Raw genomic sequence first — 25,579 nt, 5'->3', positions numbered from 1 at the left:
CCGTCTACAACCCCACCGAGGTGGAGGTGCTTCAGGTTCGACCCTGATGCAGTTTTGCTACGGCTATCAATATGTCAAAGTACGGTCCGGCAGCTTTCTCAAGCCGGTGCCGGTCTGCCGCCCTCGCGACCAGAAACTGGTCAGACGACAGGGAGTGGAGCCAGAGGGAGTCGAACCCCCGACATCCTGCTTGCAAAGCAGGCGCTCTACCAACTGAGCTATGGCCCCTGATAAGCTATGGGACGCTCCCGCGTCTCCGTGGGGCTGGGAGGAGTTGAACCTCCGACCTCACGCTTATCAGGCGTGTGCTCTAACCACCTGAGCTACAGCCCCGAGTGCGCGATGGGCGCATTCGATGGCGGTCGCCCCGGTGGGAGCAGACCTACAGTATCCAAAAAGAACTGGAGTGAAAGAGGGAAGCATAGCGAGCCTTCGTCGGACGCTGCGGCGTTGCCGCGCGGCCAGAGGAGCGTCGAGCTCTGTGAGAGGTAATCCAGCCGCACCTTCCGGTACGGCTACCTTGTTACGACTTAGCCCCAGTTACCGAGTTCACCTTCGGCCGCTCCCTCCCTAAGGTTGGGTCACGGACTTCGGGCGCCCTCGACTTCCATGGCTTGACGGGCGGTGTGTACAAGGCCCGGGAACGTATTCACCGCGTCATTGCTGATACGCGATTACTAGCGATTCCAGCTTCACGGAGTCGGGTTGCAGACTCCGATCCGAACTGAGACCGGCTTTGTGGATTCGCGCCCCCTCGCGGGGTGGCTGCCCATTGTACCGGCCATTGTAGCACGTGTGAAGCCCCAGGCGTAAGGGCCATGATGACTTGACGTCGTCCCCACCTTCCTCACTGCTTGCGCAGGCAGTCTCGTTAGAGTCCCCGGCTTGACCCGCTGGTAACTAACGATAGGGGTTGCGTTCGTTGCGGGACTTAACCCAACATCTCACGACACGAACTGACGACAGCCATGCAGCACCTCGCTACCAGTCCGAAGAAGGGTCCCTTTCAGGACCTGTCCGGTAGCGTTCGAGCCTGGGTAAGGTTCTTCGCGTTGCATCGAATTAATCCACATGCTCCACCGCTTGTGCGGGCCCCCGTCAATTCCTTTGAGTTTCAACCTTGCGATCGTACTCCCCAGGTGGGATGCTTAACGCGTTAGCTTGGACACTGCACCTGAAGCGGTGCAACATCGAGCATCCATCGTTTACGGCGTGGACTACCAGGGTATCTAATCCTGTTCGCTCCCCACGCTTTCGTGCCTGAGCGTCAGTACCCGTCCAGCTATCCGCCTACGCTTCTGGTATTCCTCGTGATATTTACGCATTTCACCGCTACACCACGAATTCTGATAGCCTCTCCGGGACTCAAGACGTGCAGTATCAAGGGCAATTCACCGGTTGGGCCGGTGGCTTTCACCCCTGACTTACACGCCCGCCTGCGCACCCTTTACACCCAGTGATTCCGGACAACGCTTGGACCCTCCGTATTACCGCGGCTGCTGGCACGGAGTTAGCCGGTCCTTATTCGTACGATACCGTCAGACCCGCTCGAAGGCGGGTGTTCTTCTCGTACAAAAGCAGTTTACGCCCCTGAGGGGTGTCTTCCTGCACGCGGCGTGGCTGCGTCAGAGTTTCCTCCATTGCGCAATATTCCTCACTGCTGCCTCCCGTAGGAGTCTGGCCCGTGTCTCAGTGCCAGTGTGGCGGATCATCCTCTCAGACCCGCTACGGATCGTTGCCTTGGTGGGCCGTTACCCCACCAACTAGCTAATCCGACGCAGGCTCATCCCCAGGCGGCCGAAGCCTTTGATCGATGGACCATGCGGTCCTTCGACGTTATGTGGTATTAGCCTCGGTTTCCCGAGGTTATTCCCCACCTGAGGGCAGATTGCCTACGTGTTACTCACCCGTGCGCCACTGTCCACCGGGGCAAGCCCCGGCTTCTCGTTCGACTTGCATGTGTTAAGCCCGCCGCCAGCGTTCGTCCTGAGCCAGGATCAAACTCTCCGTAGTAGAGAGAATGATCTCCTGCACGGTCCAAAGACCGAATCAGGGATCGAGTTGCCATGACCTCTCGGCCATAGCCTGCTGTTGAGCTTGTTTTGGACCTCAAAGAGGTCCGGGTTGACTTGTCTCGTCTGTCCGCTACGACCCGGCCGAAGCCGAGGCGATGGCGGCCGACGAGGGCTCGCTATGCTTCCAATCTTTCAAAGTACAGGGCTTCCAGGTGAGCCGGTGAAACCGGCCTCGCTTTCGGCGCGTTCTGCCAAACTACGGAGTCCGTAGCCGATGTCAAGTGCTTCGCGTTCTCTTCTCAGTTGACCCGAGGACCCGGCCACTGCCGGTTGCGAAGCCCGCCTCGCAGCGTTCGCTGCGGGGATGACCAGGGTACGGAGAGACGAGGGGCTGAGTCAAGTCGCTTGGCCGGGTTCACAAACCCTTTGCCGTGCGCTTGGCCTCATCGTCTGGACCGTCATCGAGCAGAGAACAGAGCCGGCGGTGGAGTCGCGAGTGCGACCGTTCCCTCGTCGGCGTGTGCCATGATACGCGGCCTTTCTCCCCCCTCCTATCAACGTCCGGTGGAGAGGGAGTGAGGGAGCTGTGAGCCTGTTCGGTGCCCCCCAGCCGGTATCTTCCAAAGACACCTGAGATCCCCCCTGGACCGCCCCGCCCCGCCCATGTCTCGCTCTCGTTCGGACAGTCCCCGGTCAGTCGTAACCGATCGAGTCTTTTGGATCGGCCTCGCCGCGATCGCTGTTGGCCTTGCCGTGTTCGTCCTCCTGTTCAACTACGCCATCATGCCGATCTGGACGCGGCACGACGCGACCGTCGCCGTCCCCGATGTCCGCGAGATGGAGCCGGCCGAGGCCGAGCGCTCGCTTCTGCTCTCGGGGCTTGAGGGCACGTACGACGAGCAGCCGTACAACCCGAACGTGGCTCCGGACATTGTCGTCGAGCAGAGCCCGGTAGCGGGGACGCAGGTGAAGCCCGGCCGCCGCATCTACTACTACGTCAACGTGAGCCCCAAGGAGCTCGTCCCGGTTCCCCGCGTGGTGTCGCTCTCGGAAGGCACGGCGCGGACGGAGATCGAGGAGGCCGGGCTCGCGGTCGGGCGCGTCGAGATGGACACGGTACGGACGCCGTACGAGAACACCGTTACGCGGCAGGAGCCGGGTGAGGAGCGGCAGGTGCCGATCGGGACGCGGCTGACGCTCTGGATCAGCCCGGGCGTCGACAACTCGCGCGAGGTGACGGTGCCCAACGTCGTCGGCGTTTCGGCGACCGAGGCGCGGGACCGCCTCCGGTCGGTGGGGCTGTTCGTGGACTCGCCGCGCGCCGAGGGCGGGGAGGTGGTCCGCCAGGAGCCCGAGCGGGGCGAGCGGCTCAACCCGGGCGAGGAAGTCCGCATCTATACCGAGTAGAGGGGCCGCCCCGCCCCCGCGTCGTCGAAGGCGGGCGGGGTGGTCGCTCGCCGCCCCGCCCGTGCGAACGATGCCTTGATACGCGGAGCGCGCGGGGCGGGGTGGAAAAGCGGCCTGCCTTGCGCCGCCCCGCCCTCAGTCTTCGAGGTAGACGGCCGGACGCGCGGGGTCGACCACGACGCGCTCGGCGTGCTTGGTGGGGACGACGCGGCCGACGAAGTCGGGGTGGACGGGGACCTCGCGGTGGCCGCGGTCGATGAGGACCACGAGCCGGATCGTCCGGGGGCGCCCGTACTGAAGGACGGCGTCGAGGGCGGCGCGGGCCGTGCGGCCGGTGAACAGGACGTCGTCGACGAGGAGCACGTCGCGGCCTTCGGCGCTCGGGGCGCCGTCGGGGAGCGCGGGCGGGGCGGCGTCGGGGCGGTCGTCGCGGGAGGCCGAGATGTCGAGGGGGTGGACCTCCACGTCGGTGCCGGTCGCCTGGCCGAGCGCGTCCGCGAGGTGGCGGGCGAGCGCGAGGCCCCGCTCTTTCAGCCCGAACACGACGAGGCCCTCGACGCCGCGGTTGCGCTCGATGACCTCGTAGGCCAGTCGCGTGACGGTGCGGCGGACGCGCTCGGGCGCGAGGAGGACGGTGCGGGCCACTACGGGGCGGGGTGGGCGGACGGGGCAAGTTCGGCGCGGTAGACCGTCACCGCCCCGCCCTCCAGCTCGACGCGGTCGCCGCGGACGCGGACGTCGACCGCCCCGCCCCGGGCCGAGGCTTGGTAGCACGCGAGCGCGTCGGTGCCGAGTGCGTCGGCCCAGTAGGGACCGATGGCGCAGTGGGCCGAGCCCGTCACCGGGTCCTCGACGACGCCGGCGTTGGGGGCGAAAAAGCGCGAGACCACGTCGACGCCGTCGCTCGCGGCGCGGGCCGTCGCGATCACGCCGCGCAGGCCGAGCGCCTCGACGTCGGCCGCCGTTGGGTCGAGAGCGCGGACGGCCGCCTCGCTCTCTAGCACGGCGAACCAGTCGAACCGGCTCCGCCCCGCCCACACCGGCTCGACGCCGAACGCCTCGGCAAAGCCGCCGGGGAGGTCGGCCGCCTCGGGCGGGGTGGCGGGAAAGTCCATCGCGTACCGCCCCGACGGTTTGCGTCCCGGCGGCTTGCGTCCCGCCCGCACCTGCCGGACGCTCAGGCGGCCGCTCCGCGTGTCGAAGCGGGCCTCGTCGTCCGCCCCCAGTCGGCCGCTCTCATACAAGAGGTGGGCGGCGGCGAGCGTGGCGTGGCCGCACAGGTCGACCTCGACGGTCGGCGTAAACCAGCGGAGGCCGAACGGCTCGCCCGCCCCGCCCGGCGTCACGAACGCGGTCTCGGACAGGTTCATCTCGGCCGCCAGCGCCTGCATCCAACCGTCCCGCGCGGGGCGGTCGAGGACGCACACGGCGGCCGGGTTGCCGCTGAACGGCCGGTCCGCAAAGGCGTCGATCGTGGTGACGGTCACGGGCGGGGTGGGCGTAGGTCGGGGGCCGCCCCGCTCAGGCGGCCTCGGCCGTGCGGTTCGGGCACGCCTCGCGGCGGCAGTGGCCGTAGACCGTCAGCGCGTGGCGGGCCACGTCGAACCCGTAGATCTCGGCCACGGACTCCTGGATCTCCTGGAGGCGCGGGTCGCAGAACTCGAGGATCTCGCCGCAGTCCTCGCAGATCAGGTGGTCGTGCTGCCAGTAGGCGTAGGCCCGCTCGTACTTCGCCTGCTGCTGGCCGAACTGGTGGCGCACCGCGAGGTCGCTCTCGATGAGCAGGTCGAGCGTGTTGTAGACGGTCGCCCGGCTGACCGTCGCCCCGCCCTCTTTGAGGCGGGCAAAGAGCGTGTCGGCGTCCACGTGGTCGTTCGTCGCGTAGAGCGCGTCGAGCACGGCGAGGCGCTCGGGCGTGCGGCGCTGCCCGCGCTCCTTCAGGAACGCGAGGAACTGGGCGCGGACTTCTCCGAGTTGGGTGGTCGTCAGGGACATGGGGGCAAGTTACCTCCGGCGGCGCGCCCACCGGCTCACGGCGGGCGCGGTGGGGGATCGGGCGCCGTCGCCCGCGGCGTTGGTGGGCGCCCCGCCCCGCCCCAGCGCTTCGAGGCCGGCGGCGAGGAGCGCCGTCCGCTCGGCGTCGGGCGACGGGGCGAGCGCGGACGCGTCGAAGTGCTCGGCCACGAAGCCCGTGTCGAAGTCGCCCGAGCGGAAGGCGGGGTGGCCCATGACGTAGCGGCAGAACGGGATCGTCGTGCGGACGCCGGCCACGTCGTACTCGCCGAGCGCCCGGTCCATCCGCGCAATGGCCTCGTCGCGCGTGCGGCCCCACGCGACCAGCTTCGACACCATGGGGTCGTAGTACACCGGCACCTCGTCGCCCTCCTCGACGCCGGCGTCGACGCGCACGCCCGGACCGGCGGCGGGGCGGTGCCGGAGGAGCGGGCCGGGGGCGGGGAGGAACCCGGCCGGCACGTCCTCGGCGTAGACGCGGCACTCGACGGCGTGGCCCCAGATCCGCACGTCGTCCTGGCCGTAGCCCAGCGGCTCGCCCTCGGCGATGCGGATTTGCTCGGCGACGAGGTCGAGGCCCGTGATCATCTCCGTCACCGGGTGCTCGACCTGGAGCCGCGTGTTCATCTCGAGGAAGTAGAACGCGCCGCCGTCGAGCAGGAACTCGACCGTCCCGGCGCCGACGTAGTCGCAGGCGCGGGCGGCCTGCACGGCGGCCTCGCCCATCGCCGCGCGCAGGTCCGGCGTGAGCACGGCGCTCGGGGCCTCCTCGATCACCTTCTGGTGGCGCCGCTGGATCGAGCACTCGCGCTCGAACAGGTGGACCACGTTGCCGTGGGCATCCGCCAGGACCTGGATCTCGACGTGGCGCGGCCCGACGAGGTACTTCTCGACGTAGACGCGGCCGTCGCCGAACGCGCTCTCGGCCTCGCTCGTGGCGCGCTCGAAGCCGGCGCGGAAGTCCTCGGGGCGCTCGACGACGCGCATCCCCTTGCCGCCGCCGCCGGCCGCGGCCTTGACGAGGACGGGGTAGCCGATCTCGCCGGCCACGCGCTCGGCCTCGGCCGCCTCGGCGATGGCGTCGGGCGTGCCGGGCGCCATCGGGACGCCGGCCGCCTGCATCAGCTTGCGCGCCTCGGTCTTGTCGCCCATGAGGCGGATGGCCTCGGGCGGCGGGCCGATCCAGACGAGCCCGGCCTCCCCGCACGCCTGGGCAAAGGCGGCGTTCTCGCTCAGGAACCCGTAGCCCGGGTGGACGGCGTCGGCGCCCGTCTGGCGGGCCGCGTCCAGGACCGCCCCGCCCACGAGGTACGACTCGGACGACGGCGGCGGCCCGATCTCGACGGCCTCGTCCGCGAGGCGGACGTGGAGCGCGTCGCGGTCGGCCTCGCTGTAGACGGCGACGGTCGCGATCCCGCGCTCGCGGCACGTGCGCATGACGCGGACAGCGATCTCGCCTCGGTTGGCGACGAGAACCTTCTGGAGACGGCGGGGTGTCATAACGGCGGTCCTGGAACGGCTGGCATACAATCTGTACGAGGTCCTCCCGCGCCCGGCTCCCCCACCCCGGCCGTCGCGCCCGTCCGATGCCTCAAGATACCGACTACTACCTCCTCCTCGGGCTCGCCGAAGGCGCGAGTGCGGAGGCCGTAAAAGTCGCGTACCGGCGCCTGGCCCGGCAGTACCACCCCGACCAGAACCGCGGGGACGGCACGGCCGAGGAGCGGTTTAAGGGCCTTCAGGAAGCGTACTCCGTCCTCTCCGATCCGGCCCAGCGGCAGGCCTACGACCGCGAGCGCCTGGACCCGTTCGCCCGCCTCGCCCTCGGGTCCCCCCTGTTCCAGCCCGGCGCCTCTCCGAGCGGCGCGCGCGCTGACGTGGAGGCGCAGGTCCGGCTCACGTTCGACCAGGCGCTCCGCGGGGGCACGACCGAAGTCCGCGTGCCCGGCGGCGAGCCGGTCCGGCTGGGGATCCCGGTCGGGGTGCGGCCCGGGCTCAAGGTGCGCGTCCGCGGGCAGGGCCGGCCGGCGAGCGACGGCGGGCGGGGCGACCTCTACGTCACGTTCCGCGTCGACCCCAGCGAGCGGTTCCGGCGCGAGGGCGAAAACCTCCACCGCGTCGAGACGGTCTCGGCCCTGGAGGCGATCGTGGGCACGACCCGGTCGATCACGAACGCCTACGGGCAGACGATCAAGGTCCACATCCCGCCCGGCACGCAGCCCGGCGAGCGGCTTCGCCTGCGCGGCCAGGGCGTGGCGACGCGGCGGCGCACGGGCGACCTGTTCGTCGAAGTCCAGGTGACGGTGCCGCGGTCGCTCACGGACGCGCAGCGCGAGGCGCTCGAGCGGACGGCCCGCGAGATCGGCCTGCTGTAAGGGGGGGGGCGGCCTCCACCCCGCCCCGCCATCCTGTACGGACACCATGCATGGTGTCCCTACGCCGATGTCCGCCCCGCCCTGTGTTTGGGCGGGGCGGTCTGCCTCCAGGCGGGGCGGGCGCGCGATCTTGCCTGCCCCACCCCGCCCTTTGGGTCCGCCCATGCGCAAGCCGATCTCGCCCCGCACGCACGGGCTGCTCGATTACATCGCGGTCGCCGTGTTCGCGCTCGGCCCGCTCGCGTTCGGGCTCACCGGGCTGGCAGCCGGGCTGTCGTACCTGCTCGCCGTCGTCCACCTCGCGCTGACGCTGGCGACGGCGTTCCCGATGGGCCTCGTGCGCGTGGTGCGGTTCTCGACGCACGGGACGGTCGAGCTGGCCGTGGGCGGGGCGCTCGTAGCGGCGGCGGCGTTCCTGTTCAACGGCGCCGCGTTCTGGTTTTTCCTCGCGATGGGCGTCGTCCTCCTGACCGTCTGGTCGGGGACCGACTACGGGAGGTGGGGCGCCCGGATCTAAAGGCGACCGGAGGGCGGGGCGGCTCGGGCGGGGCGGCCGGCGGCGGAGACCCCGAGGCTCCCACCCCGCCCGCGTCAGCGGAACTGGACCTCGTCAACGACCTCGCGGCCGAGATGGTCGTTCATCCGCTCGCGCCAGGCCGCGCGCTGGAACTGGAGCTGGTGCCGCCACGCGGCCGAGCGGACCTTGACGTGGAGCGCGCCGTGCCGCATCCACACCTGCTCGGTGACGCCGGCGATGGACGGCCCGGCCACGACGGGCCACGCCTCGACGGCGCGGGCGGCGTCGAACCGCTCGCGGTAGCCGTAGCGGTCGACGAGGTCGGCGAGGACGGCCCCGAGCGGTTGCGGGTCGTTGGACGAGGGCACAGAACGGAGGGGCGGGGCGTTGCAAACTAGAGCCCCCTCCGGGTCGGTACCGGGTACGAGGTACGGCCTAATCTGGGCTCGACGCGCGCGTACCTCGTACCGAGTACCCTGTACCGACCTGTACGTCGTCCCACCCCGCCCTCCGATCTGCCCATGCGCCCCGTCCTCCTCGCCGCCCTGCTCGCCGCCTGCTCGTCGGCCCCGAGCGCCCCCGCCCCGCCCGCCGACGACTACGCGGCGGCCGACTCGACGGACCTCCCGCAGGCCGTCCGCACCGAGACGCTCGCGCCGGCGCCCATCCGGATCACGGTCGACGAGCTGCCCGAGCCGTTCGCGTCGGAGTCGGTGCGGAAGGGGCCGGACGTGGTCGACGTGCCGGACGACGCCTTTCTCCGCGTGCCGGCCGGCTTCGCCGTGCAGGTGTGGGCCGACGACCTGGAGAGCCCGCGGTGGCTCGCGCTGGCGCCCGACGGCAGCGTGCTCCTCGCCGCGAGCCGCGAGAACACGATCCTCCGCCTCCAGGACGCCGACGGCGACGGCGTGGCCGAGGACCGCGAGACGTTCGCGACCGCGGACGCGAACGCGCTCGACCTGCCGATGGGCATGGCCTTCGCGGACGGCGCCTTTTTTGTCGGCAACACGAGCGAGGTCCGCCGCTACCCGTACGCGCCGGGGGCGGGGCGGCTGGAGGGCGAGGGCACGGTCATCGCCGACCTCCCGGGCGGGGGCTACAACCAGCACTGGACGCGCAACGTGGTCGCGAGCCCCGACGGCGACAGCCTCTACGTGACCGTCGGGTCCGAGTCGAACGTGGACCCCGAGGAGCTTCCGCGCGCCTCGGTCTTCCGCATCACGCCGGGCGGGGCGGGGCGGGAAACGGTGTCGTTCGGGCTCCGCAACCCGGTCGGCCTCGACTTCCACCCCGCCACGGGCGTGCCCTACGTGACGGTCAACGAGCGCGACCGCCTGGGCGACGGCCTCGTCCCGGACTACCTCACGTCGATCGGCGCGGGCGCCGACGGCGAGCCCCGGTTCTACGGCTGGCCCTACGCCTACTTCACGCCGGACAACCTCGACCCGCGCCGCACCGACGACGGCCAGAGCGAGCGGCCGGACCTCGCCGCGCAGACCGTCGCGCCGGACGTCCTGTTCGAGTCGCACTCGGCCGCGCTCGGCCTCGCCTTCTACCCGACCGGCGCGACGACCGCAGGCGGGGCGGCCTCATTCCCCGCGCGCTACCAGGGCGGGGCGTTCGTCGCCTTCCGGGGCTCGTGGAATAAGAGCCAGGGCACGGGCTACAAGGTCGTGTTCGTCCCGTTCGAGGACGGCCGCCCCACCGGCACCTACGAGGACTTCCTGACCGGCTTCCTGATCGACCCCGCCGGCCCGACGACGTGGGGCCGCCCCGTGGGCGTCCTCGTCCTCCCCGACGGCTCGCTCCTGGTGACGGAGGAGGCCAACGGCCGGATCTACCGCGTGAGCTACACCGGATAACGAGCCCTCCGCCCCGCCCCCAGGCTCATGGGCGGGGTGGCCGAGGGAACCGTCCGCCGCCCCGCCCGCTCCTCAACGATGGGCGGGGCACGGTGGGCGGGGCGGTCTGCTACGCCCTCGTCGCGAGGTGCCAGAGGAAGGCGGCCTCGTCGCGGGAGACGAGGGCGACCCACACGAGGCCGCCGAGGGCGAGCACGAACGGGAGCCCGAACCCGAAGAGGACGGCCCGCGTGGGAGGCACGGCTTTGATCGACTGCAGATCCCACGCCATCCGGTACCCCGCGACGACCTCGATCAAGACGGCGACGACGAGGAGTGTCGGGGCCAGGACCGTCGCCAGCCCGGCGTCGACGCTCGCGAGCACGAGGGCGACGACCATCAGCGGGAGCCACGCCCACCGGCACCACACGGCCAGCGAGAGCGCCTGACCGGGGCGGATGCGGCGGCGCCCGGCCAGCACGTTGAGCCAGACGACGTTGAGCAGGAGCCACGCCCCGTACCCCAGCGCCAGCAGGAGCACGAGCACGAGGGGCTGGCCGATCAGCGCGATCAGCCGGTCTTGCGCGCCCGCCGGCCACCCCGCCGTCGCGGCCGAGAGCGTGTCCGTGCGCCCCAGCGCGCGCAGCGTGGAGGCGCCGACCACGCCGGCCGAGAACGCGAGCAGCGCCGCGAGGCCCGAGGTCTCGGACACCGAGAGGTCGAACCCGCGCTTGACGGCGTCCCGGTAGAGGTCGCGGCGGCCGAAGTAGCGCGGGACGAGGGCGCCCATGCGGGGGACCGTCGCGTACAGCACGCCCAGCCCGAGGACCAGCCCCCATCCGAGCAGGAGCACCGGCGACACGCCGGGCACGCGGCTCACAGGCGCACCGGCGTCGAAGGCGAACACGCGCTGGCTGCCCGACCAGAACCCGCTCGCGACGTCGAGGGCGGGGCGGGGCTCGCCGCTCTCGGCGAGGAGGCCGAACCGCGTCCCGGCCACCTCGGCGCTGGGGTCCTGGGGGAGCGCGTCGGTCGCGTCGCGCCAGCGGTACACGAACGCGACGGCCGGCGCCGGCTGGACCGCGCCGAGCTCGTTGAAGGCCGTCTCGAGCGCGCGGCCCTGAGCCGCCTCGCTCCCCGGCGTCCGCCACCCGCCGCCCCGCCCCGGCCGCACGCCGGCCCCGACCGACGCCAGCCCGACGGGCGTCTCGTGCCGCGCCCGCCACGCGCGGAGCGCCGCGACGGGGTCGCGGTCGCGGGCGTCGAGGAGGACCACGTCGACCGTTCGCCCCGCCCGGTCGTCGCCGATGAACCGGCTCGTGTAGTAGGTCTGTGTCCCCGGCGCCCCGCGCTCGCGCACAAGCGCCGTGAGCGCCTCGAAGTAGGCGCGCGCGCGCCGGTCGCTCGTGTCGCTCCCCTGCGCGAGCCCAAAGTGGCGGGCCGCCGCGTAGGGCCGGGCGCGGTCGAGCGCCTCGGCCAGCACGCCGGCGACCTCGCGCGTCCGGGCCACGAGAAACGGGGCGGGGAGATTCTCGACGGGCAGGTCCTGCCACAGCGAGAGCCCGAGGAGCGTCGCCGCCTCCAGCACGATGGGGTCCTCCACGAGTCCCGTCCGCACGCTCCGCGCGCCGGCCCGGCGGATCGCGAGGAGGTCGTCGACGGCCGCCGCCGCGTCGGGCGGGGCGGCCCACACCACGCCGGCGAGGGCGGCAGGGAGCGGCGCGTGCGGACCGACCGGCGCGAACGCCGACGAGTCCGCGACGGCCGCGCGGACGCGGGCGAGCGCCTGCTGCGCCGGCGTCTGCGGCGCCGCGGGCACGTCCGTGCGGACGCGCGCGGAGTCCGCCCCGCCCCTGGCGGTGTCGGGCGGGGCGGCCGGTGCCTGCGCGAGCGCGGGCGGGGCGGCGAGCAGGAGGAGCGCGAGGAGGCGGAAGGCCGACGGAGTGAGCACGGGCGGTCGTGGGGGCGGGGCGGGCGCCGCCAAGATCGCTGCGTTCGGGCCGCCCGCCGCCCCGCCCACCGGGGCGGGGCGGCTCGTGGGTGCGCCGCAGGCGGGGTGGCCTTGGCGGGGCATCCGTTCCGGCGGCGTGGGCCGATCACGCCTCGCACCGCCGAATGACCGTCGAGCGGGCTCCCGCCCCGCCCGCGACGGGTCGCGTAGCGAATCTGGTGGCTCCAGCCGTCCCGACCGACGAGGCCTCTCAGCGGCCTCACCTAACGAGGCCACCGCCTCTCCCCACGACCGCCTCCGCGACGCCATCGAGGGCGTGCTGGAGCAGATCACGGAGGAGGAGACGGCCGCTCAGCTCCAGCCCCAGCACTGCGAGCGGACCAAGCGCCGACGCGGCGAACAGAACGGTCACTACGGCCGCGCGCTCACTGCCGGCCACGGTGTCTTCTCGGACGAGCCGAGCGTCAAGACGCTGATCCGCCGCCTTATTCGTCGCCCGCCGCGCCGAGGAGGCGCCGGAGGAGCCCGAACCCGAACGCCGTCACCGTCTGGCCCGCCCCGCCCTTGTTGGCGAGCACCACCACGCCGACGCCGGCCTCGCGGTCCAAGCCCACGAAGCTGGACCCGCCGCCGACGCCGCCGTCGTGCCACACGACGCCGTCGCCCGGCCGGCCGACGGGGAGAACGTGCCATCCCAGCCCGATCCGCATCGCGCCCTGCACCGGGCGGAGCGGACGGGCCGCCTCCACGAGCGCCGCCGCGAGCGGGGCGGGGAGGTCCGGGGGCGGGGCGATCGTGGCCTCGGCGAGCGTGAGGAGGTCGGCCGCCGTCGAGCGCAGGCCGCCCGCGCCGACCGTGGCGTCGGTCCAGGTCCAGTGCGGGACCGGCTCGCCCGACGGGCCGACGGCCGGCGCCAGACCGCGCGCCTCGGGGACCGCGACGACCGTCTCGTCCATACCCAGCGGCCCCAGCACGCGCTCCCGCGCGAGCGCCCCATACGCCGCCCCGCCCGACTCGGCCTCCAGGTCCGCCCCGCCCGCGCGCCGCGTGAGGGCCAGCCCGAGGAGGCCGCCGCCCAGGTTCGAGTACTCGTAGGCGGCGCCCGGCGCGCGCGGCAGCTCGTACAGGTCGAGGAACGCGTAGAGGTCGCCCGTGCCGTACGCCGCGTACGGGTCGCCGGGGTCGGCCGTGAGGAGGAGCGTCGGCGGCAGGCGCGGCAGCCCCGACGTGTGCGTGGCGAGGTCGGCGAGCGTGACCGGCGCCGCCCCGCCCGCGGGGACGCGCACCGAGTCCGGGAGGAGGTCGCCGACGGGCGTCGCGAGCGCGACCTCGCCGCGCTGCGCCATCTCGGCCAGCACGAGCGCCGTGACGACCTTCGTGACCGAGCCGACCTCGTACGGCGTGCGCGCGGTCGGCGCCGCGCCGCCGACGGCGCCGGCCGTGGCCACCTGCCGCCGCCCGTCGCGCACGACGGCCACGACGACCGAGGGCAGGTCGGCCTCGGCGGCGAACGCTTCGACCAGGGCGTCGAGCGAGTCCAGCGGCACCGCCCCGCCCGCCGCCCCGCCCGCGGGTTGAGCGAGGGCGGGGTGGGCAAGGAGGACGAGGAGGAACAGGGTCAGGCGGCGCATGGGGCGGGGCGGGTGCCGGCGCAAGTCTACCGCCCGCCCGCTCCGACTTCCCCGCCGTTTCGCAACCCGCCGCGGGCGGGGCGGTACCTTAGCGCTGCCGGCCGCCCCGCTCCCGTCGTCTAGACGCGCGGGCGCCGCCGGCAGAGTGAGGGCACGTCCCGTACGGCCAGCTCCTTCCGAACCCCGCCAGGGCCTGACGGCAGCAACGGTAGGAAGTCGCAGCGGCGCGATACGGATCGCGTGCCCTCACTCTGTTTCCCCCGCCCCGCCCGCGCGACCCGTCCGGCCATGCTCCCCCTCGCCCAGGCCACCGGCGGCCTCTTCGGCAACCCGCTCCTGCTCCTCGGCCTCCTCTTCGTCGTGATGTACTTCACGATGATCCGGCCGCAGACGAAGCAGGCCAAGGCGCACCGGGCGCTTATCGAGAGCCTCACCAAGGGCGACCGGGTCGTGACCGTCGGCGGCATCCACGGCACGATCCGCCAGGTCGACGACGCGACCGTGCTGGCCGAGGTCGACGGCGGGACGAAGCTCCGGTTCGACAAGGCGAAGATCGCCTACAAGGTGGTGCCGGACGCGGCCTAGATCGGGCTTCGGGAGGTACGGGGTACCGGGTACGAGGTACTCGAGGACGCAGCTCAGGAGGTCTGCCGGACCTCGTGCCTCCTCAAACGGCGGGCGGGGTGGCCTCCCAAGCGGCCCCACAGGACGCGCGCCGCGGGCGGGGCGGCGAACTTTCGTCGGGGATGGGCACACGGCGCCGCCCCGCCCCGTTGTCCGGGGGCACCACCGCCCGCTGCCCGGGTCCGCTCCGCATGGCCGACGACACGCGCCCCGCCCCCGACTCCGTCCGCTTCGACGCCGTCGAGGAGGCCCTCGAAGACGTCCAGAACGGGAAGCTCGTCGTCGTGGTCGACGACGAGGACCGCGAAAACGAGGGCGACCTCATCGGCGCCGCCGAACTCGTCACGCCGGACTCGGTCAACTTTATGGCCCGTGAGGCGCGCGGGCTGATGTGCGTGGCCATCACCGGCGAGCGCGCCGCGGCCCTCGACCTGCCCATGATGGAGCCGGTCAACACGTCGCTCCACGAGACGCCGTTCACGGTGTCCGTCGATTACCGCCACGGCACGACGACCGGCATCTCGACGGCCGACCGGGCCAAGACCATCCGCGCGCTCGCGGACTCCGAGGCGGCCCCGACCGACTTCGCGCGGCCCGGCCACGTGTTCCCGCTCCGGGCGCAGGCCGGCGGCGTGCTCCGCCGGGCCGGCCACACCGAGGCGGCCGTCGACCTCGCGCGGCTGGCCGGGCTCCGCCCCGCCGGCGTGCTCATCGAGATCATGCACGCCGACGGCACCATGTCGCGGACGCCCGACCTCCGCGCGTTCGCCGACGAGCACGGGCTCAAGCTCATCACCATCCGCGACCTCATCGCGTACCGGATGCGCCGCGACACGCTCGTGAGCAAGGCCGTAGAGGTCTCCATGCCGACGGCCTACGGCGACTTCCGGCTCGCGGCCTACGAGGAGGTCCTGACGGGCGACGTCCACCTGGCGCTGATCAAGGGCGAGTGGACCGAGGACGACCCGGTCCTCGTGCGCGTGCACAGCCAGTGCGTGACGGGCGACATCTTCGGCTCGGCGCGGTGCGACTGCGGCGACCAGCTCGCGCACGCGATGGCCCAGGTCGAGCGCGAGGGGCGGGGCGTCGTCCTCTACATGAAGCAGGAGGGCCGCGGCATCGGGCTGCTCAACAAGCTCCGGGCCTACAAGCTCCAGGAGGAGGGGCTCGACACGGTCGAGGCCAACGAGGCGCTGGGCTTCCAGCCCGACCACCGCGACTACGGGATCGGGTGCCAGGTTCTCCGCGACCTCGGCGTCCGCCGGCTCCGCCTGATGACGAACAACCCGACCAAGCGGGTCGGGCTGGAGGGCTACGGGCTCGAGATCGTCGAGCGCGTCCCGGTCGAGGTGATGCCCGGCGTCCACAACGAGGCCTACCTGCGGACGAAGCGGGACCGCATGGGCCACGTCCTCAACGGGCTCGACGACCACGGCGCGCTGTCGTCGGTCCTCGGCGGCTGAGGCCGTCCGCCCCGCCCAGCGCGGGCGGGGTGGAGACGGGCCGGTGAGAGCGCCGCCCCGCCCGTAGAGCGCCCGCCTTCACGGCGCGGGCGGGGCGGTGCTGGTGGACGCCCCTGATTGCCGCCCCGCCCTTACGGCGTGAGCACGAGCTTGCCGTGGACGCCGCCGGCCTCGACCCGGCGGTGCGCCTCGGCGGCGTCGGCGAGCGGGAGCACGTCGGCCACGAGCGGGGCGACGAGGCCGCGCTCGACGAGGCCGGCGACGAGGTCCATCATGCCCCCGTCGCGCTTCATCATCATGGGGAAGAAGGCCGCGTTCTTCTGGTAGGCCTTCCCAAAGTCGCCCGTCGCGTCGCCCACGATCGAGACCATGCGCCCGAGCGGGGCGAGCGCGTCGATGCTGTCGACGAGCGTCGTGCCGCCGACGGTGTCGAAGACGACGTCGGCGCCGAGCCCGTCGGTGAGGTCGAGGACGGCCGAGACCGCCCCGCCCCGCTTGTAGTCGACGAACACGTCGGCGCCGAGATCGAGGAGCGTGTCCTCCATGGCCCCGTTGCCGACGACCACGACGCGCGCGCCGGCGGCCTCGGCGATCTGGACGGCAAAGTGCCCCACGCCGCCGCCGCCGTGGATCAGGACCGTCTCGCCGACCTGGACGCGGGCGCGGTCGACGAGCGCCTGGTACGCCGTGCACGCCGCGAGCGGGATCGCCGCGGCCTCCTCGTGCTCGACGTTGTCCGGCTTCACGACGACGTCGCCGGCCTCGGCCACGTGGTACTCGGCGTAGGCCCCGTGCGCGTTGATCGCCGCCGTGTAGAACACGGCGTCGCCCTCGACCAGGCTGTCCACGTCCTCGCCGACGGCCTCGACCACGCCCGACACGTCGTACCCGAGGATGGCCGGCGGCTCGACCCCGTACCTCCCGCCCTGCTTGCGGACCTTGGTGTCGAGCGGGTTGACCGACGTCGCGTGGACGTGCACGAGGACCTCGCCGCGGCGGGGCGACGGCTTGTCCACGTCGTCGCGGAGGTGGAGGTGGTCGGCAGAGCCGAACTGGTCGAGGACGACGGCGCGCATAGGCGGACCCAAAGGGCGGGGCGGAAGTGAGCAGAAGGAGGCCAACGGGGAGCCCGCGCCCGCGTTCGGGGGCGGGGCGGGATGGACGCGATCTCCACCCCGCCCGACGCTCGTCTGGGCGGTGGCCCGGGCCGCGTCCTGGGGGAGTCCGCGAGCGGCGCCTGCGGACTTCCAGGACCGTCTTTGGCGCTGGAACGGGGGGCGGGGCGGCCGGTGGGACGGGGACTCTTTCCCACCCCGCCCATGCGACCGCTGCTCCTCCTCTCTGCCCTTCTCGCCACCGGCTGCGCGGCGACCGGCACCCAACTCGAGCCGGCCCCGGCCGCCGAGACCGTCGCCCCCGAGACGGCCGTCGAGGTCGTCGACGGCGTCCGCATGACGGCGGAGACCGGGGCGTGGGACGGCCTCGCCCGCGTCAAAACCGAGGTCACGCCCCTCCGCGTCACGATCGAGAACGGGAGCCGGCTCCCCGTCCGGCTCCGCTACGACGACTTCACGCTCGTCAGCCCGCAGGGCGGGCGCTACGCGGCGCTCCCGCCGTACGGCATCGAGGGCGACGTGGCCGATCCGGTCCTCGTCGACGCCTACGCTCCGGTGACGGCCCCGGGGTTCGCCTACAGCGGGTTCACGGTCGCCCCGTACTACGCCTCGGTGTACCCGACGCTCACGCCGTACGCGGGCTCGTTCGGGTACGACCCGCTCTACTACAACCGCTACTACACGGCCTACCGCGAGATCGCGCTCCCGACCGAGGAGATGGTCCGCGAGGCGCTGCCGGAGGGCGTGATCGACCCGGGCGGCCGGGTGTCCGGGTTCCTCTACTTCGAGCGCGTGCCGCCGAGCGCCCCGCGCGTCCGGTTCCGCGCCGACCTCGTGGACGCGCGGACGGGCGAGACGTTCGGCGAGATCTCGATCCCGTTCGTCGTCGAGGAGTAGCGCCGGCCGTCGCCGCCGGGCGGGGTGGCTCCACCCCGCCCCTTCTGCTCGTCGTCCTCCTGAACGGCTGCGGGCGTCCGTACCCGCCCCGCTCGCAGAAGGGCGGGGCGGGGCGGCTACGCGTACTGCCGGGCGAGCGCGTCGGCCTCGGCGTAGAGCGCGTCGAGGTCGCCGTCGTTGACGACCACGAGGTCGGCCCGCCGGCGCGCCTCGGCGGGGTCGATCTGGTGGCGCATCCGGGCGAGGACGGCGTCGCGCGTCGCTCCGTCCCGGGCCTGCACGCGGGCGACGCGCGTCTCGACCGGGGCGTCCACGACGACGACGGCGTCCAGGATCTCGTCGCCGCCGGTCTCGAAGATCAGGGCCGCCTCGTACACGAGCAGGCGCACGCCCTCGGCGCGGGCGGCCTCCAGCGCCTCCCCGAGCGCCCGCCGCACGGCGGGGTGGACGATGGCGTTGAGCGCGGCCAGCTCGCCGGCGTCGCCGAACACGCGGGCGGCGAGGTGCGCCCGGTCGAGCCGCCCCGCCCCGTCGTACGTCTCGGCCCCGAACCGCGCGACGAGCGCCGCGCGCACGGCGGCGTCCTCGCCCATGAGCCGCTTGGCGAGGTCGTCGGCGTAGACCACGCGGACCCCGTCGTGCCCCGCCAGCCGGGCGACGAACGCCGACTTGCCGCTACCGATGCCGCCGGTGACGCCGAGGGAATGCATCGTCTGAAGGGAAAAGGAGAAAGGGAAAAGTGAGAAGGGGCGGGGTGGTCAGGCCGCCCTCGCTTTCTTGACGATGGTGCTCAGAATGGCGTAGAGCTCGCTGGCCTCCTGGATCAACGGGTCGAGGCGGTCGGGCGGGGCCATCTCCGTCTTGCGCATGATGCGGAGCCAGTAGCGGGACTCCCTCGCCTCCCGCAACGCGATGCTGTAGCGGTGCGCAAAGTCCTTCCGGCTCGACGCGTCCTGGGCCTCTTCCACGTTCGCGCCCACGGACGTGGCCGCGCGGAGAAACTGCTTCCCAACGACCCACCCCGCCCGGTCTGGTCGGTCTTGCAAGTAGCGGAACACGCCGACCGCCCGGACCGCAAAGTCTTCCGTCCGCTCGACGATGTCGCGCGGCTCAGACCGGACCTCCCCTTCTGCCTTTTCCCTTCTCACTTTTCCCTTCCGAGGCCCTGACCTCGCAGCTCCGCCCCGCCCTCCCCAAACGCCTCCGCGACCAGGACCTCGGCCTCGTCGTAGGCGTCGGCCGAGGCGGTCAGTTTGCCGAAGGCGTCTTCGAGCGAGCCGCCGCCGCCGAGCGTCGTGATCTCCTCGGGCGAGCCCGTCTGGATCACGCGGCCGTCGCGGAGCACGACCACGAGGTCGGCGACTTTCTCGACGGCGTCGAGCAGGTGCGACGAGTAGAACACGGTCCGCCCGCGGGCGGCGAGCGTGCGGAGCAGCGCGCGCGTCTGGAGCACGGCGTGGGCGTCGAGGCCGCCCAGCGGCTCGTCGAGGAGCAGGACCGGCGGGTCGTGGACGAGCGCGGCCGAGACCAGAACCTTCTGCTTCATCCCCTTCGAGAACCCCGTCATCGACTGGTCGGCCGCCTCGCTCAAGCCCCAGAACCGGAGGTGCGCCGCCGTCCGCACGCGGATGGCCGCCTCGTCGAGCCGGTGCATTCGGCCAACGAAGGCGAGGTACTCGGTCGGCGTGAAGCTCTCGTAGAGGTGGCCGTGCTCGGGGACGTACCCGAACCGGCGCTTGGCCTCGACCGGATCGGCCACGACGTCCACCCCGCCCACGACGACGCGGCCGGCGTCGGGCGTGAGCGCGCCAGTCAGGAGCCGGATGGTCGTCGTCTTGCCCGCCCCGTTCGGCCCGACGTAGCCCGCGACGGACCCCGACGCGACGTCGAACGAGACGCCGTGCAGGATGGGCGTGCCGTCGAGCGCGACGCGGACGTCCTGGACAGAGATCATGAGGGATGAAGGGATCGAGGGATGGGAGAGGGATGAAGGGGCGGGGTGGCGGGTCTGCCCATTCCTCCATGCCGTATCCCTCTATCCCTCCGCTACCCCGGCGGCCACTGGAGGTCGCGGCCGCCGAGGAGGTGCACGTGGAGGTGGAACACGGTCTGCCCCGCCCCGGCCCCGTTGTTGACCACGAGGCGGTAGTCGGAGAGCCCCTCGGCCTCGGCCACGCGGCGGGCGACGGTGAACAGGTGGCCCACGAGCGCCTCGTCGGCCTCGCCGACGGCGTCGGCGCGCGGGATCGGCGTCCGGGGCACGATCAGGACGTGCGTGGGCGCGACCGGGTGGATGTCGCGGAAGGCGACGGCCCGGTCGTCCTGGTAGACGACGTCGGCCGGGACCTCGCCGTCGGCGATCTTCTGGAAGAGGGTTTTCTCGGTGGAGTCGGCCACGGAAGGCGTATCGGGCGGGGTGGCGGGCAAGCTAAGCGGGCGGAGCGTAGGAGCGTAGGGTGCCCGCCCCGCCCATCGGGCTGCGAGCGGGGTGGGGCGGCGCCCGATAGACCGAGCCTGCCCCGGCATGCTTGCGCCCCGGCGCTCTGTCGCACCCGCCCACCCCATCCCCGAAACACGCCGGCCCGCCCGGGGTACCCCGCCCCGCCCGCAGCGCCACCCCGCCCCCCATGCCGACGGTCTATGTCACCCGCAAGGCCCACTTCAACGCGGCCCACCGCCTCCACAACCCGAACAAGTCCGACGACTGGAATCGGGAGACGTTCGGGAAGTGCAACAGCCCGAACTGGCACGGCCACAACTACGAGCTCGACGTGACGGTCGCCGGCGAGCCCGACGCCGACACGGGGTTCGTGGTCGACCTCGCCGACCTCAAGCGGACCATCCAGGACCGCGTCGTCGAGCCGCTCGACCACAAGAACCTCAACCTCGACGTCCCCTTCCTGGAGGGCAAGAAGACCTCGACCGAGACGCTGGCCGTGGCCGTGTGGGAGCAGCTGGCGCCCCACGTGCCCGGCCTCTACGAGGTCGCCCTCCGCGAGACCCCCAACAACTCCGTCGTGTACCGTGGCGAGTAACGAAACCAACGAGCAGACCCCCGACCCGCAGAGCCCGAACGGGGCGGGGCGGCCGGGCGGGGCGAGCGACCTCGCCGTCCGCGACGCGAGCCCGCTCCTCTACGAGCGCAAGGACGTCTACCACGCCGACACGGCGGCTGAGCTCGCGGGCCTCGCGCGGCGCCAGATCGAACTCGCCGGCGAGGACGCCGAGCGCCAGGGCCTGCTCAAGACGCCCGAGCGCATGGCGAAGTCGTGGCAGTTCCTGACGCACGGCTACGGCCTCGACCCCGACGAAATCCTCCGCAGCGCGCTCTTCGACGAGGACTACTCCGAGATGGTGCTCGTCAAGGACATCGAGGTCTACAGCCTCTGCGAGCACCACGCGCTCCCGTTCTTCGGCAAGGCCCACGTGGGCTACATCCCGAACGGGCGGATCGTGGGGCTGAGCAAGATCCCCCGGGTGGTCGACGTGTTCGCGCGGCGGCTCCAGGTCCAGGAGCGGCTCACGCTCCAGGTCCGCGACGCCGTCCAGCGCGTGCTCGAGCCCGAGGGCGTGGCCGTCGTCATCGAGGCCCAGCACCTGTGCATGATGATGCGCGGGGCCGAAAAGCAGAACTCGATGACGACCACGAGCGCCATGAGCGGCGTCTTCCTGACCAACACGGACACGCGCGCCGAGTTCATGCGCCTCGCCACGGGCTGAGCGGGCAGCGGGCAGAATGCACCACCCCGCCCGCGCCGTGGGCGGGGCGGCCGTCGTAGCGGCGTTGCATGCAACGCCGTCGGGCAACGCCGCCCGGGCGGGGCGGCATCGGGCGGGGCGGCACCCCACTCCACCCCGCCCGTCTTCGCCCGCACCGGGGGCGGGGCGGCCAGGCCGCGCGTGAACAGCCCCCCGCCCCGCCCGCGCTACCTTCCGCGCCCGCCCCGCCCTCCCGGTCCGCCGTGCCCGCGTTCCACCGCCTCGACTCCGCCGCCGACGCCCGCTTCCTCCGGGCCGGCCAGGCCGACCCGCTCACGCGCGTCCCGTTCCGCCCGACGAACGCCGTCGTGCTCTGCGCGACGTGTGGGACCGTCTCGCTGCGCGAGACCTGGGAGGCCGTCGGCGGGTGCCCCAACGGCCACGACACGGCCGCGCCGTGGGACCCCGAGCGCGCGCTCGCCGCCGGCGACGGGGCCGCCGGCGGGCGCCCTACCCTGGCGCACCGCCCGGACGCCGAGCGGGGCGGGCGGCGGTGGCTGCTGCCCGCGCTCCTCGCGCTCGGGGCCGTCGTGCTCGTCGTGGGCGGGTTGGTCCTGACCGGGCGCTCCACCGACGACCCCGCCCCCGTCGAGGCCGTCCCCGACGCGCCGGCCGAGCCGACGGGGCCGGAGGCCGTCATCGTCGAGGCCGGCGAGGCCGAGGGCGCGCTGACCGACGAGGACTTCCGCACCGAGAACGGGCGCTACCAGGACCTCTACTCGTTCGCCGCCGACTCGTCGGGGCTCGTCCTCGCGTTCACGCTCCAGTCGGGCGACTTCCTCCCGGACCTCACCGTCGAGACGCCCGAGGGTGAGCGCGTGGCGGCCGAGACCGTCGCCGACAACGAGGACACGGGCGAGCGGACCGTCGCCGTGCGCGACCTCCGCGGGCCGGGCCTCTACCGCCTGTTCGTGACGTCGCGGCGGCCCGAGGACACGGGCGACTACGTCCTCCGCATCCGCCAGGAGGCGCCGGTCCGGCCGATCGAGGCCAGCGCGTCGGTCTCGGCCACGCTCGGCGAGTTCAGCGAGCGCGCCGACGGCTTCTTCCGCGACCGCTACCGCTTCTCAGGCGCCGAGGGCCGCGAGCACACCGTCACCGTCCGCTCGTCGGCCTTCGCGCCGACCGTCGAGATTACCGGCCCGGGCGGGGCGGTCCGCGGCGAGACCGGCCGCGCCGGCGGGAGCGTGACGTACACGTTCACGCCCGAAGCAACCGGGACCTACACGGCCGTCGTGAGCTCGCGGACGGCCGGCCAGCGCGGGGCGTACTCGGCCCAGCTCGCCGTGTCCCCCGAGGTCGAGGAGCCGGACGAGGAGGCCGGGCCGCCGGCCGAGCCGCTGCCCACGACTGGGGCGCCGGTCTCCGACACGCTCGCCGTCGGCGCCACACGGCCGTACCGCTTCCGCGGGCAGCCCGGCGACCGGGTCCGCCTGGAGGTCCGGGCCGAGGGGTTCGTGCCCACGCTCGTGCTCGTCGGCCCCGACGGGACGCGCGTGCCGGCGGCGCCCGACGGCGACCGCGCGCGCATCCGGTTTACGCTCCCGTCCGGCGGCGCCTACCGCGTGGTCGTGGGCGGCCAGGGCGGCGGCGGCCTCTACCGGCTCACGCTCGAGACCGAGCGGCCTGTGACCGGCGCCGACATCCCGCGGCTTCCCGGGCAGGCCCCCGCCCCGCCCCCGCCGCCGGCCGACGGCGGCCGCTACCGGCCGCAGCCCATCGACAACGCGCCGTAGCTTCCGGCCGCGACCGCCCCGCCCCGCATGACCGACCCCTCAGGAGAGGACACGATCCGCGTCTCGACGTCCCGCCTCCGCGAGGTGAAGGACGAGATCGACCGGCTCCAGCGCGAACTCGACGCGCTCCGCGAGGAGCACGAGAACCTGCGCGCCCACCTCACGGGCTCGATCCGCGAGGTCGACCGGCTGACGAAGGAGAACGCCCGCCTCCGCCGGTAGGGGCGGGGCGCCGAGAATGGACTGAGCCCTGCGGCGGGGCGGGGTGGGGCTCGACCGGGAGTCCTTTCCGCGGGCAACCGCCGGGTCGGCGCCACGGGCGACGGCGGAGTCATGCGGCTGGGTGAAGGCGGCTCCGTCCTACATGGCCAGGCGGCGGGCTTGGCGGTCCGGGACACGCGGAGGAGCGGCAGGGCGGGGTGGAGCCGGAGGCATGGAAGCGTTTCCACAGGATGCGCTACCTTCACGCGTCTTCCGCCCCGCCCCGCTCCATGCCCGACTTTACGCTGACGACCCTCGACATCACGGTCGTCCTCCTCTACGGCGCCGTCATCTTCGGGATCGGCCTGTACTTCTCGCGCCGGACCGACGACGGGGAGGACTACTTCCTGGCGGGGCGGTCGCTCACGTGGGGGCTCATCGGGATCAGCCTCGTGGCGTCGAACCTGTCGTCGTCGTCGATGATCGGGATGGCGTCGGCGGCGTACGGCGGGATCGGGCTCTCGGTGTACAACTACGAGTGGATGGCGGCCCTCGTGCTCGTGGTGTTCGTGCTGTTCTTCCTCCCGTTCTACCTCTCGAGCGGGATCTACACGATGCCCGAGTTCCTCGAGAAGCGGTTCGACGGCCGCAGCCGGACCTACTTCTCGGTCATCTCCATCTTCCTCTCGGTCATCGTCGACACGGCGGCGGCGCTCTACGCCGGGGCGCTCGTGGTCCAGCTGCTCTACCCGGACGTCCCGCTGTGGATCTCGATGACGATCCTGGCCCTCATCGCCGGGGCCTACACGATCGCCGGCGGGCTCAAGGCTGTCGTCTACACCGACGCCATCCAGGGCACGCTGCTCCTGGTCGGGGCGGCGGCCGTCTCGTTCATGGCGTGGCAGAAGTCGGGCGGCTGGGAAGCCGTCAAGGCCGTGACGCCGGACGAGAAGCTGTCGCTCATCCAGCCGCTCTCCAGCCCCGACATGCCGTGGCTCGGGCTCATCACCGGCGTGTTCCTGCTCGGGTTCTACTTCTGGACGACCAACCAGTTTATGGTCCAGCGCGTGCTGGGCGCCAAGAACCTCGACCACGGGCGCTGGGGCGCGCTGTTCGGCGGGCTCCTCAAGCTGCCCATCCTGTTCCTCATGGTGATGCCGGGCACGTTCGGGCGCGTGCTCTACCCCGAGGGCGCCGTCGCCAACCCGGACCAGATCTTCCCGACGCTCCTGTTCGACCTGCTCCCCGGCGGGTTCCGCGCCCTCGTGCTGACGGCGATGGTGGCCGCCATCATGTCGTCTGTCGACTCGACGCTGAACGCGGCCTCGACCCTTATCACGATGGACTTTATCAAGAAGTACCGGCCGAACACGTCGCCGCAGGCGCTGGCCCGGACCGGGCGGATCGTGACCGGCGTGTGCATGGTGGTCGCCATCGTCTGGAGCCCGATCATCGTCAACGCCGGCACGCTCTGGGATTACATCCAGTCGACGCTGGCGTACGTGGCGCCGCCGGCGATCGCCCTCTTCGTGCTCGGCGTGTTCTGGAAGCGCGCCAACGCCGACGGCGCGCTCGCGGGGCTCGTCGCCGGGCACCTAGCGTCGGTGGTCTTCCTGGTCCTGAGCGTCCAGGAGGTCCTCGTCTTCAACTTCCTCTACCTCGCGCCCATCCTGCTCCTGATCTCGATGACGGTCATGGCGGTCGTGAGCCTCCAGACCGCCCCGCCCCCGCTCGAAAAGACGGAGGGGCTCATGTGGACGCCGGCCTTTTTCCGGGCCGAGACCGAGGACCTGAAGGGCGTCCCGTTCTGGAAGAACTACCGCGTGCAGTCGGCCGTGCTCGTTGCGCTGACGGCGGTGATCGTCGGGATGTTCTGGTAGCCCGCCCCGCCCGGGCGGGGCGGGGTGGCGTGGGCACCGCGGGCGGGGCGGGGTGGCGTGGGCACCGCGGGCGGGGTGGCGCCAGGCGGGGCGGACCCAGAGGGCGGGAACGCGGGCGGGCGCCGGTCGTGACCGCCCCGCCCTCCGGGCTCGC

At 72.5% G+C, this 25,579-nt stretch carries 24 protein-coding genes, 2 tRNA genes, 1 rRNA gene, 1 other RNA gene and 1 pseudogene; 14 read left to right on the top strand and 15 right to left on the bottom strand.

Annotation, left to right across the window (positions count from 1 at the left end; translation table 11 throughout):
• Positions 1 to 155 precede the first annotated feature (155 nt).
• The 3 genes from RM540_RS08035 to RM540_RS08025 all read right to left on the bottom strand — a co-directional run bounded on the left by RM540_RS08035 (position 156) and on the right by RM540_RS08025 (position 2,013).
• A tRNA-Ala gene (locus RM540_RS08035) sits at positions 156 to 228 on the bottom strand.
• Between the two features lie 31 nt (positions 229 to 259).
• A tRNA-Ile gene (locus RM540_RS08030) sits at positions 260 to 333 on the bottom strand.
• A 148-nt stretch (positions 334 to 481) separates the two neighbouring features.
• Positions 482 to 2,013, bottom strand: a 16S ribosomal RNA gene (locus tag RM540_RS08025).
• A gap of 665 nt (positions 2,014 to 2,678) precedes the next feature.
• Here RM540_RS08025 and RM540_RS08020 point away from each other — a divergent pair.
• Positions 2,679 to 3,422, top strand: coding sequence for a PASTA domain-containing protein (locus tag RM540_RS08020; protein ID WP_311663035.1), 744 nt, complete (start codon positions 2,679 to 2,681; stop codon positions 3,420 to 3,422).
• A 135-nt stretch (positions 3,423 to 3,557) separates the two neighbouring features.
• Here the strand turns inward: RM540_RS08020 and pyrR are convergent, their stop codons facing one another.
• From pyrR to accC, 4 genes are read right to left on the bottom strand one after another with little or no spacing between them, the layout of a single operon-like run.
• Positions 3,558 to 4,067, bottom strand: coding sequence for a bifunctional pyr operon transcriptional regulator/uracil phosphoribosyltransferase PyrR (gene pyrR, locus RM540_RS08015; RefSeq protein ID WP_311663034.1), 510 nt, complete (start codon positions 4,065 to 4,067; stop codon positions 3,558 to 3,560).
• Complete coding sequence (locus tag RM540_RS08010) at positions 4,067 to 4,909, bottom strand: PhzF family phenazine biosynthesis protein (RefSeq protein WP_311663033.1); 843 nt, start codon at positions 4,907 to 4,909, stop codon at positions 4,067 to 4,069. Before RM540_RS08010 ends, pyrR begins: the two co-directional genes overlap by 1 nt.
• A 34-nt stretch (positions 4,910 to 4,943) precedes the next feature.
• Entirely contained in the window at positions 4,944 to 5,417 is a 474-nt protein-coding gene (locus tag RM540_RS08005) for a Fur family transcriptional regulator (RefSeq protein WP_311663032.1), read from the bottom strand.
• Between the two features lie 9 nt (positions 5,418 to 5,426).
• A complete protein-coding gene (gene accC / locus RM540_RS08000) occupies positions 5,427 to 6,935 on the bottom strand; it encodes an acetyl-CoA carboxylase biotin carboxylase subunit (protein WP_311663031.1) in 1,509 nt (502 codons plus the stop codon).
• An 86-nt stretch (positions 6,936 to 7,021) separates the two neighbouring features.
• On the opposite strand from accC, the gene RM540_RS07995 reads away from it, so the two are divergent.
• Positions 7,022 to 7,810: a DnaJ C-terminal domain-containing protein gene (locus RM540_RS07995; RefSeq protein WP_311663030.1), complete on the top strand. Its 789-nt coding sequence runs from the start codon at positions 7,022 to 7,024 to the stop codon at positions 7,808 to 7,810.
• Positions 7,811 to 7,973: 163 nt separating this feature from the next.
• A complete protein-coding gene (locus RM540_RS07990; protein WP_311663029.1) occupies positions 7,974 to 8,327 on the top strand; it encodes a hypothetical protein in 354 nt (117 codons plus the stop codon).
• A gap of 74 nt (positions 8,328 to 8,401) precedes the next feature.
• Here the strand turns inward: RM540_RS07990 and RM540_RS07985 are convergent, their stop codons facing one another.
• The gene (locus RM540_RS07985) at positions 8,402 to 8,695 is read right to left on the bottom strand and encodes a DciA family protein (protein WP_311663028.1); all 294 of its coding nucleotides are present in this window, start codon (positions 8,693 to 8,695) and stop codon (positions 8,402 to 8,404) included.
• A gap of 153 nt (positions 8,696 to 8,848) precedes the next feature.
• On the opposite strand from RM540_RS07985, the gene RM540_RS07980 reads away from it, so the two are divergent.
• Complete coding sequence (locus RM540_RS07980) at positions 8,849 to 10,189, top strand: PQQ-dependent sugar dehydrogenase (RefSeq protein ID WP_311663027.1); 1,341 nt, start codon at positions 8,849 to 8,851, stop codon at positions 10,187 to 10,189.
• Between the two features lie 109 nt (positions 10,190 to 10,298).
• Here RM540_RS07980 and RM540_RS07975 read toward each other — a convergent pair whose 3' ends face one another.
• Entirely contained in the window at positions 10,299 to 12,119 is a 1,821-nt protein-coding gene (locus RM540_RS07975) for a hypothetical protein (RefSeq protein ID WP_311663026.1), read from the bottom strand.
• Between the two features lie 265 nt (positions 12,120 to 12,384).
• Between RM540_RS07975 and RM540_RS16510 the strand changes: the two are divergent.
• A pseudogene (locus RM540_RS16510) lies at positions 12,385 to 12,558 on the top strand (transposase); the annotation flags it as partial.
• 46 nt (positions 12,559 to 12,604) lie between these two features.
• On the opposite strand, the gene RM540_RS07970 reads toward RM540_RS16510, so the two are convergent.
• Positions 12,605 to 13,750, bottom strand: coding sequence for a serine hydrolase domain-containing protein (locus RM540_RS07970; protein WP_311663025.1), 1,146 nt, complete (start codon positions 13,748 to 13,750; stop codon positions 12,605 to 12,607).
• A 149-nt stretch (positions 13,751 to 13,899) separates the two neighbouring features.
• On the opposite strand from RM540_RS07970, the gene ffs reads away from it, so the two are divergent.
• The 3 genes from ffs (at position 13,900) to RM540_RS07955 (ending at position 15,837) form a co-directional block, all read left to right on the top strand.
• Positions 13,900 to 13,998, top strand: an RNA gene (ffs, locus tag RM540_RS07965) — signal recognition particle sRNA small type.
• Between the two features lie 40 nt (positions 13,999 to 14,038).
• Positions 14,039 to 14,335, top strand: a complete 297-nt coding sequence (yajC, locus tag RM540_RS07960; RefSeq protein WP_311663024.1) for a preprotein translocase subunit YajC — start codon at positions 14,039 to 14,041, stop codon at positions 14,333 to 14,335.
• A 230-nt stretch (positions 14,336 to 14,565) separates the two neighbouring features.
• The gene (locus RM540_RS07955; protein ID WP_311663023.1) at positions 14,566 to 15,837 is read left to right on the top strand and encodes a bifunctional 3,4-dihydroxy-2-butanone-4-phosphate synthase/GTP cyclohydrolase II; all 1,272 of its coding nucleotides are present in this window, start codon (positions 14,566 to 14,568) and stop codon (positions 15,835 to 15,837) included.
• Between the two features lie 131 nt (positions 15,838 to 15,968).
• On the opposite strand, the gene RM540_RS07950 is transcribed toward RM540_RS07955, so the two are convergent.
• Positions 15,969 to 16,913: a zinc-binding dehydrogenase gene (locus tag RM540_RS07950; protein WP_311663022.1), complete on the bottom strand. Its 945-nt coding sequence runs from the start codon at positions 16,911 to 16,913 to the stop codon at positions 15,969 to 15,971.
• A 243-nt stretch (positions 16,914 to 17,156) separates the two neighbouring features.
• On the opposite strand from RM540_RS07950, the gene RM540_RS07945 reads away from it, so the two are divergent.
• Positions 17,157 to 17,849, top strand: a complete 693-nt coding sequence (locus RM540_RS07945) for a hypothetical protein (protein ID WP_311663021.1) — start codon at positions 17,157 to 17,159, stop codon at positions 17,847 to 17,849.
• A gap of 116 nt (positions 17,850 to 17,965) precedes the next feature.
• Here RM540_RS07945 and coaE read toward each other — a convergent pair whose 3' ends face one another.
• From coaE to RM540_RS07925, 4 genes are all read right to left on the bottom strand, one after another.
• Positions 17,966 to 18,559 carry a dephospho-CoA kinase gene (coaE, locus tag RM540_RS07940; protein WP_311663020.1) on the bottom strand — a complete coding sequence of 198 codons (594 nt, stop codon included), beginning with the start codon at positions 18,557 to 18,559 and terminating at the stop codon, positions 17,966 to 17,968.
• Between the two features lie 48 nt (positions 18,560 to 18,607).
• On the bottom strand, positions 18,608 to 18,997 hold the full coding sequence (locus RM540_RS07935) for a four helix bundle protein (protein WP_311663019.1): 390 nt from the start codon (positions 18,995 to 18,997) through the stop codon (positions 18,608 to 18,610).
• Positions 18,994 to 19,803, bottom strand: a complete 810-nt coding sequence (locus RM540_RS07930; protein WP_311663018.1) for an ABC transporter ATP-binding protein — start codon at positions 19,801 to 19,803, stop codon at positions 18,994 to 18,996. Before RM540_RS07930 ends, RM540_RS07935 begins: the two co-directional genes overlap by 4 nt.
• Positions 19,804 to 19,895: 92 nt before the next feature.
• Positions 19,896 to 20,246: a histidine triad nucleotide-binding protein gene (locus RM540_RS07925; protein WP_311663017.1), complete on the bottom strand. Its 351-nt coding sequence runs from the start codon at positions 20,244 to 20,246 to the stop codon at positions 19,896 to 19,898.
• 230 nt (positions 20,247 to 20,476) lie between these two features.
• Here RM540_RS07925 and RM540_RS07920 point away from each other — a divergent pair, with 230 nt between their 5' ends.
• The 5 genes from RM540_RS07920 to RM540_RS07900 all read left to right on the top strand — a co-directional run bounded on the left by RM540_RS07920 (position 20,477) and on the right by RM540_RS07900 (position 25,425).
• Positions 20,477 to 20,884 carry a 6-carboxytetrahydropterin synthase gene (locus RM540_RS07920; protein WP_311663016.1) on the top strand — a complete coding sequence of 136 codons (408 nt, stop codon included), beginning with the start codon at positions 20,477 to 20,479 and terminating at the stop codon, positions 20,882 to 20,884.
• The gene (gene folE, locus RM540_RS07915) at positions 20,874 to 21,569 is read left to right on the top strand and encodes a GTP cyclohydrolase I FolE (protein ID WP_311663015.1); all 696 of its coding nucleotides are present in this window, start codon (positions 20,874 to 20,876) and stop codon (positions 21,567 to 21,569) included. The genes RM540_RS07920 and folE overlap by 11 nt, the downstream gene beginning before the upstream one ends.
• A gap of 242 nt (positions 21,570 to 21,811) precedes the next feature.
• Complete coding sequence (locus RM540_RS07910) at positions 21,812 to 23,344, top strand: hypothetical protein (protein WP_311663014.1); 1,533 nt, start codon at positions 21,812 to 21,814, stop codon at positions 23,342 to 23,344.
• Between the two features lie 27 nt (positions 23,345 to 23,371).
• Positions 23,372 to 23,566, top strand: coding sequence for a hypothetical protein (locus RM540_RS07905; protein WP_311663013.1), 195 nt, complete (start codon positions 23,372 to 23,374; stop codon positions 23,564 to 23,566).
• A 269-nt stretch (positions 23,567 to 23,835) separates the two neighbouring features.
• Positions 23,836 to 25,425: a sodium:solute symporter gene (locus tag RM540_RS07900; protein WP_311663012.1), complete on the top strand. Its 1,590-nt coding sequence runs from the start codon at positions 23,836 to 23,838 to the stop codon at positions 25,423 to 25,425.
• Positions 25,426 to 25,579 lie beyond the last annotated feature (154 nt).

The organism is Rubrivirga litoralis (assembly GCF_031846415.1).
GTDB lineage: Bacteria > Bacteroidota > Rhodothermia > Rhodothermales > Rubricoccaceae > Rubrivirga > Rubrivirga litoralis.
The sequence above is the reverse complement of the archived record's forward strand: the minus strand, read 5'-3'. Positions and strand labels throughout refer to the sequence as shown.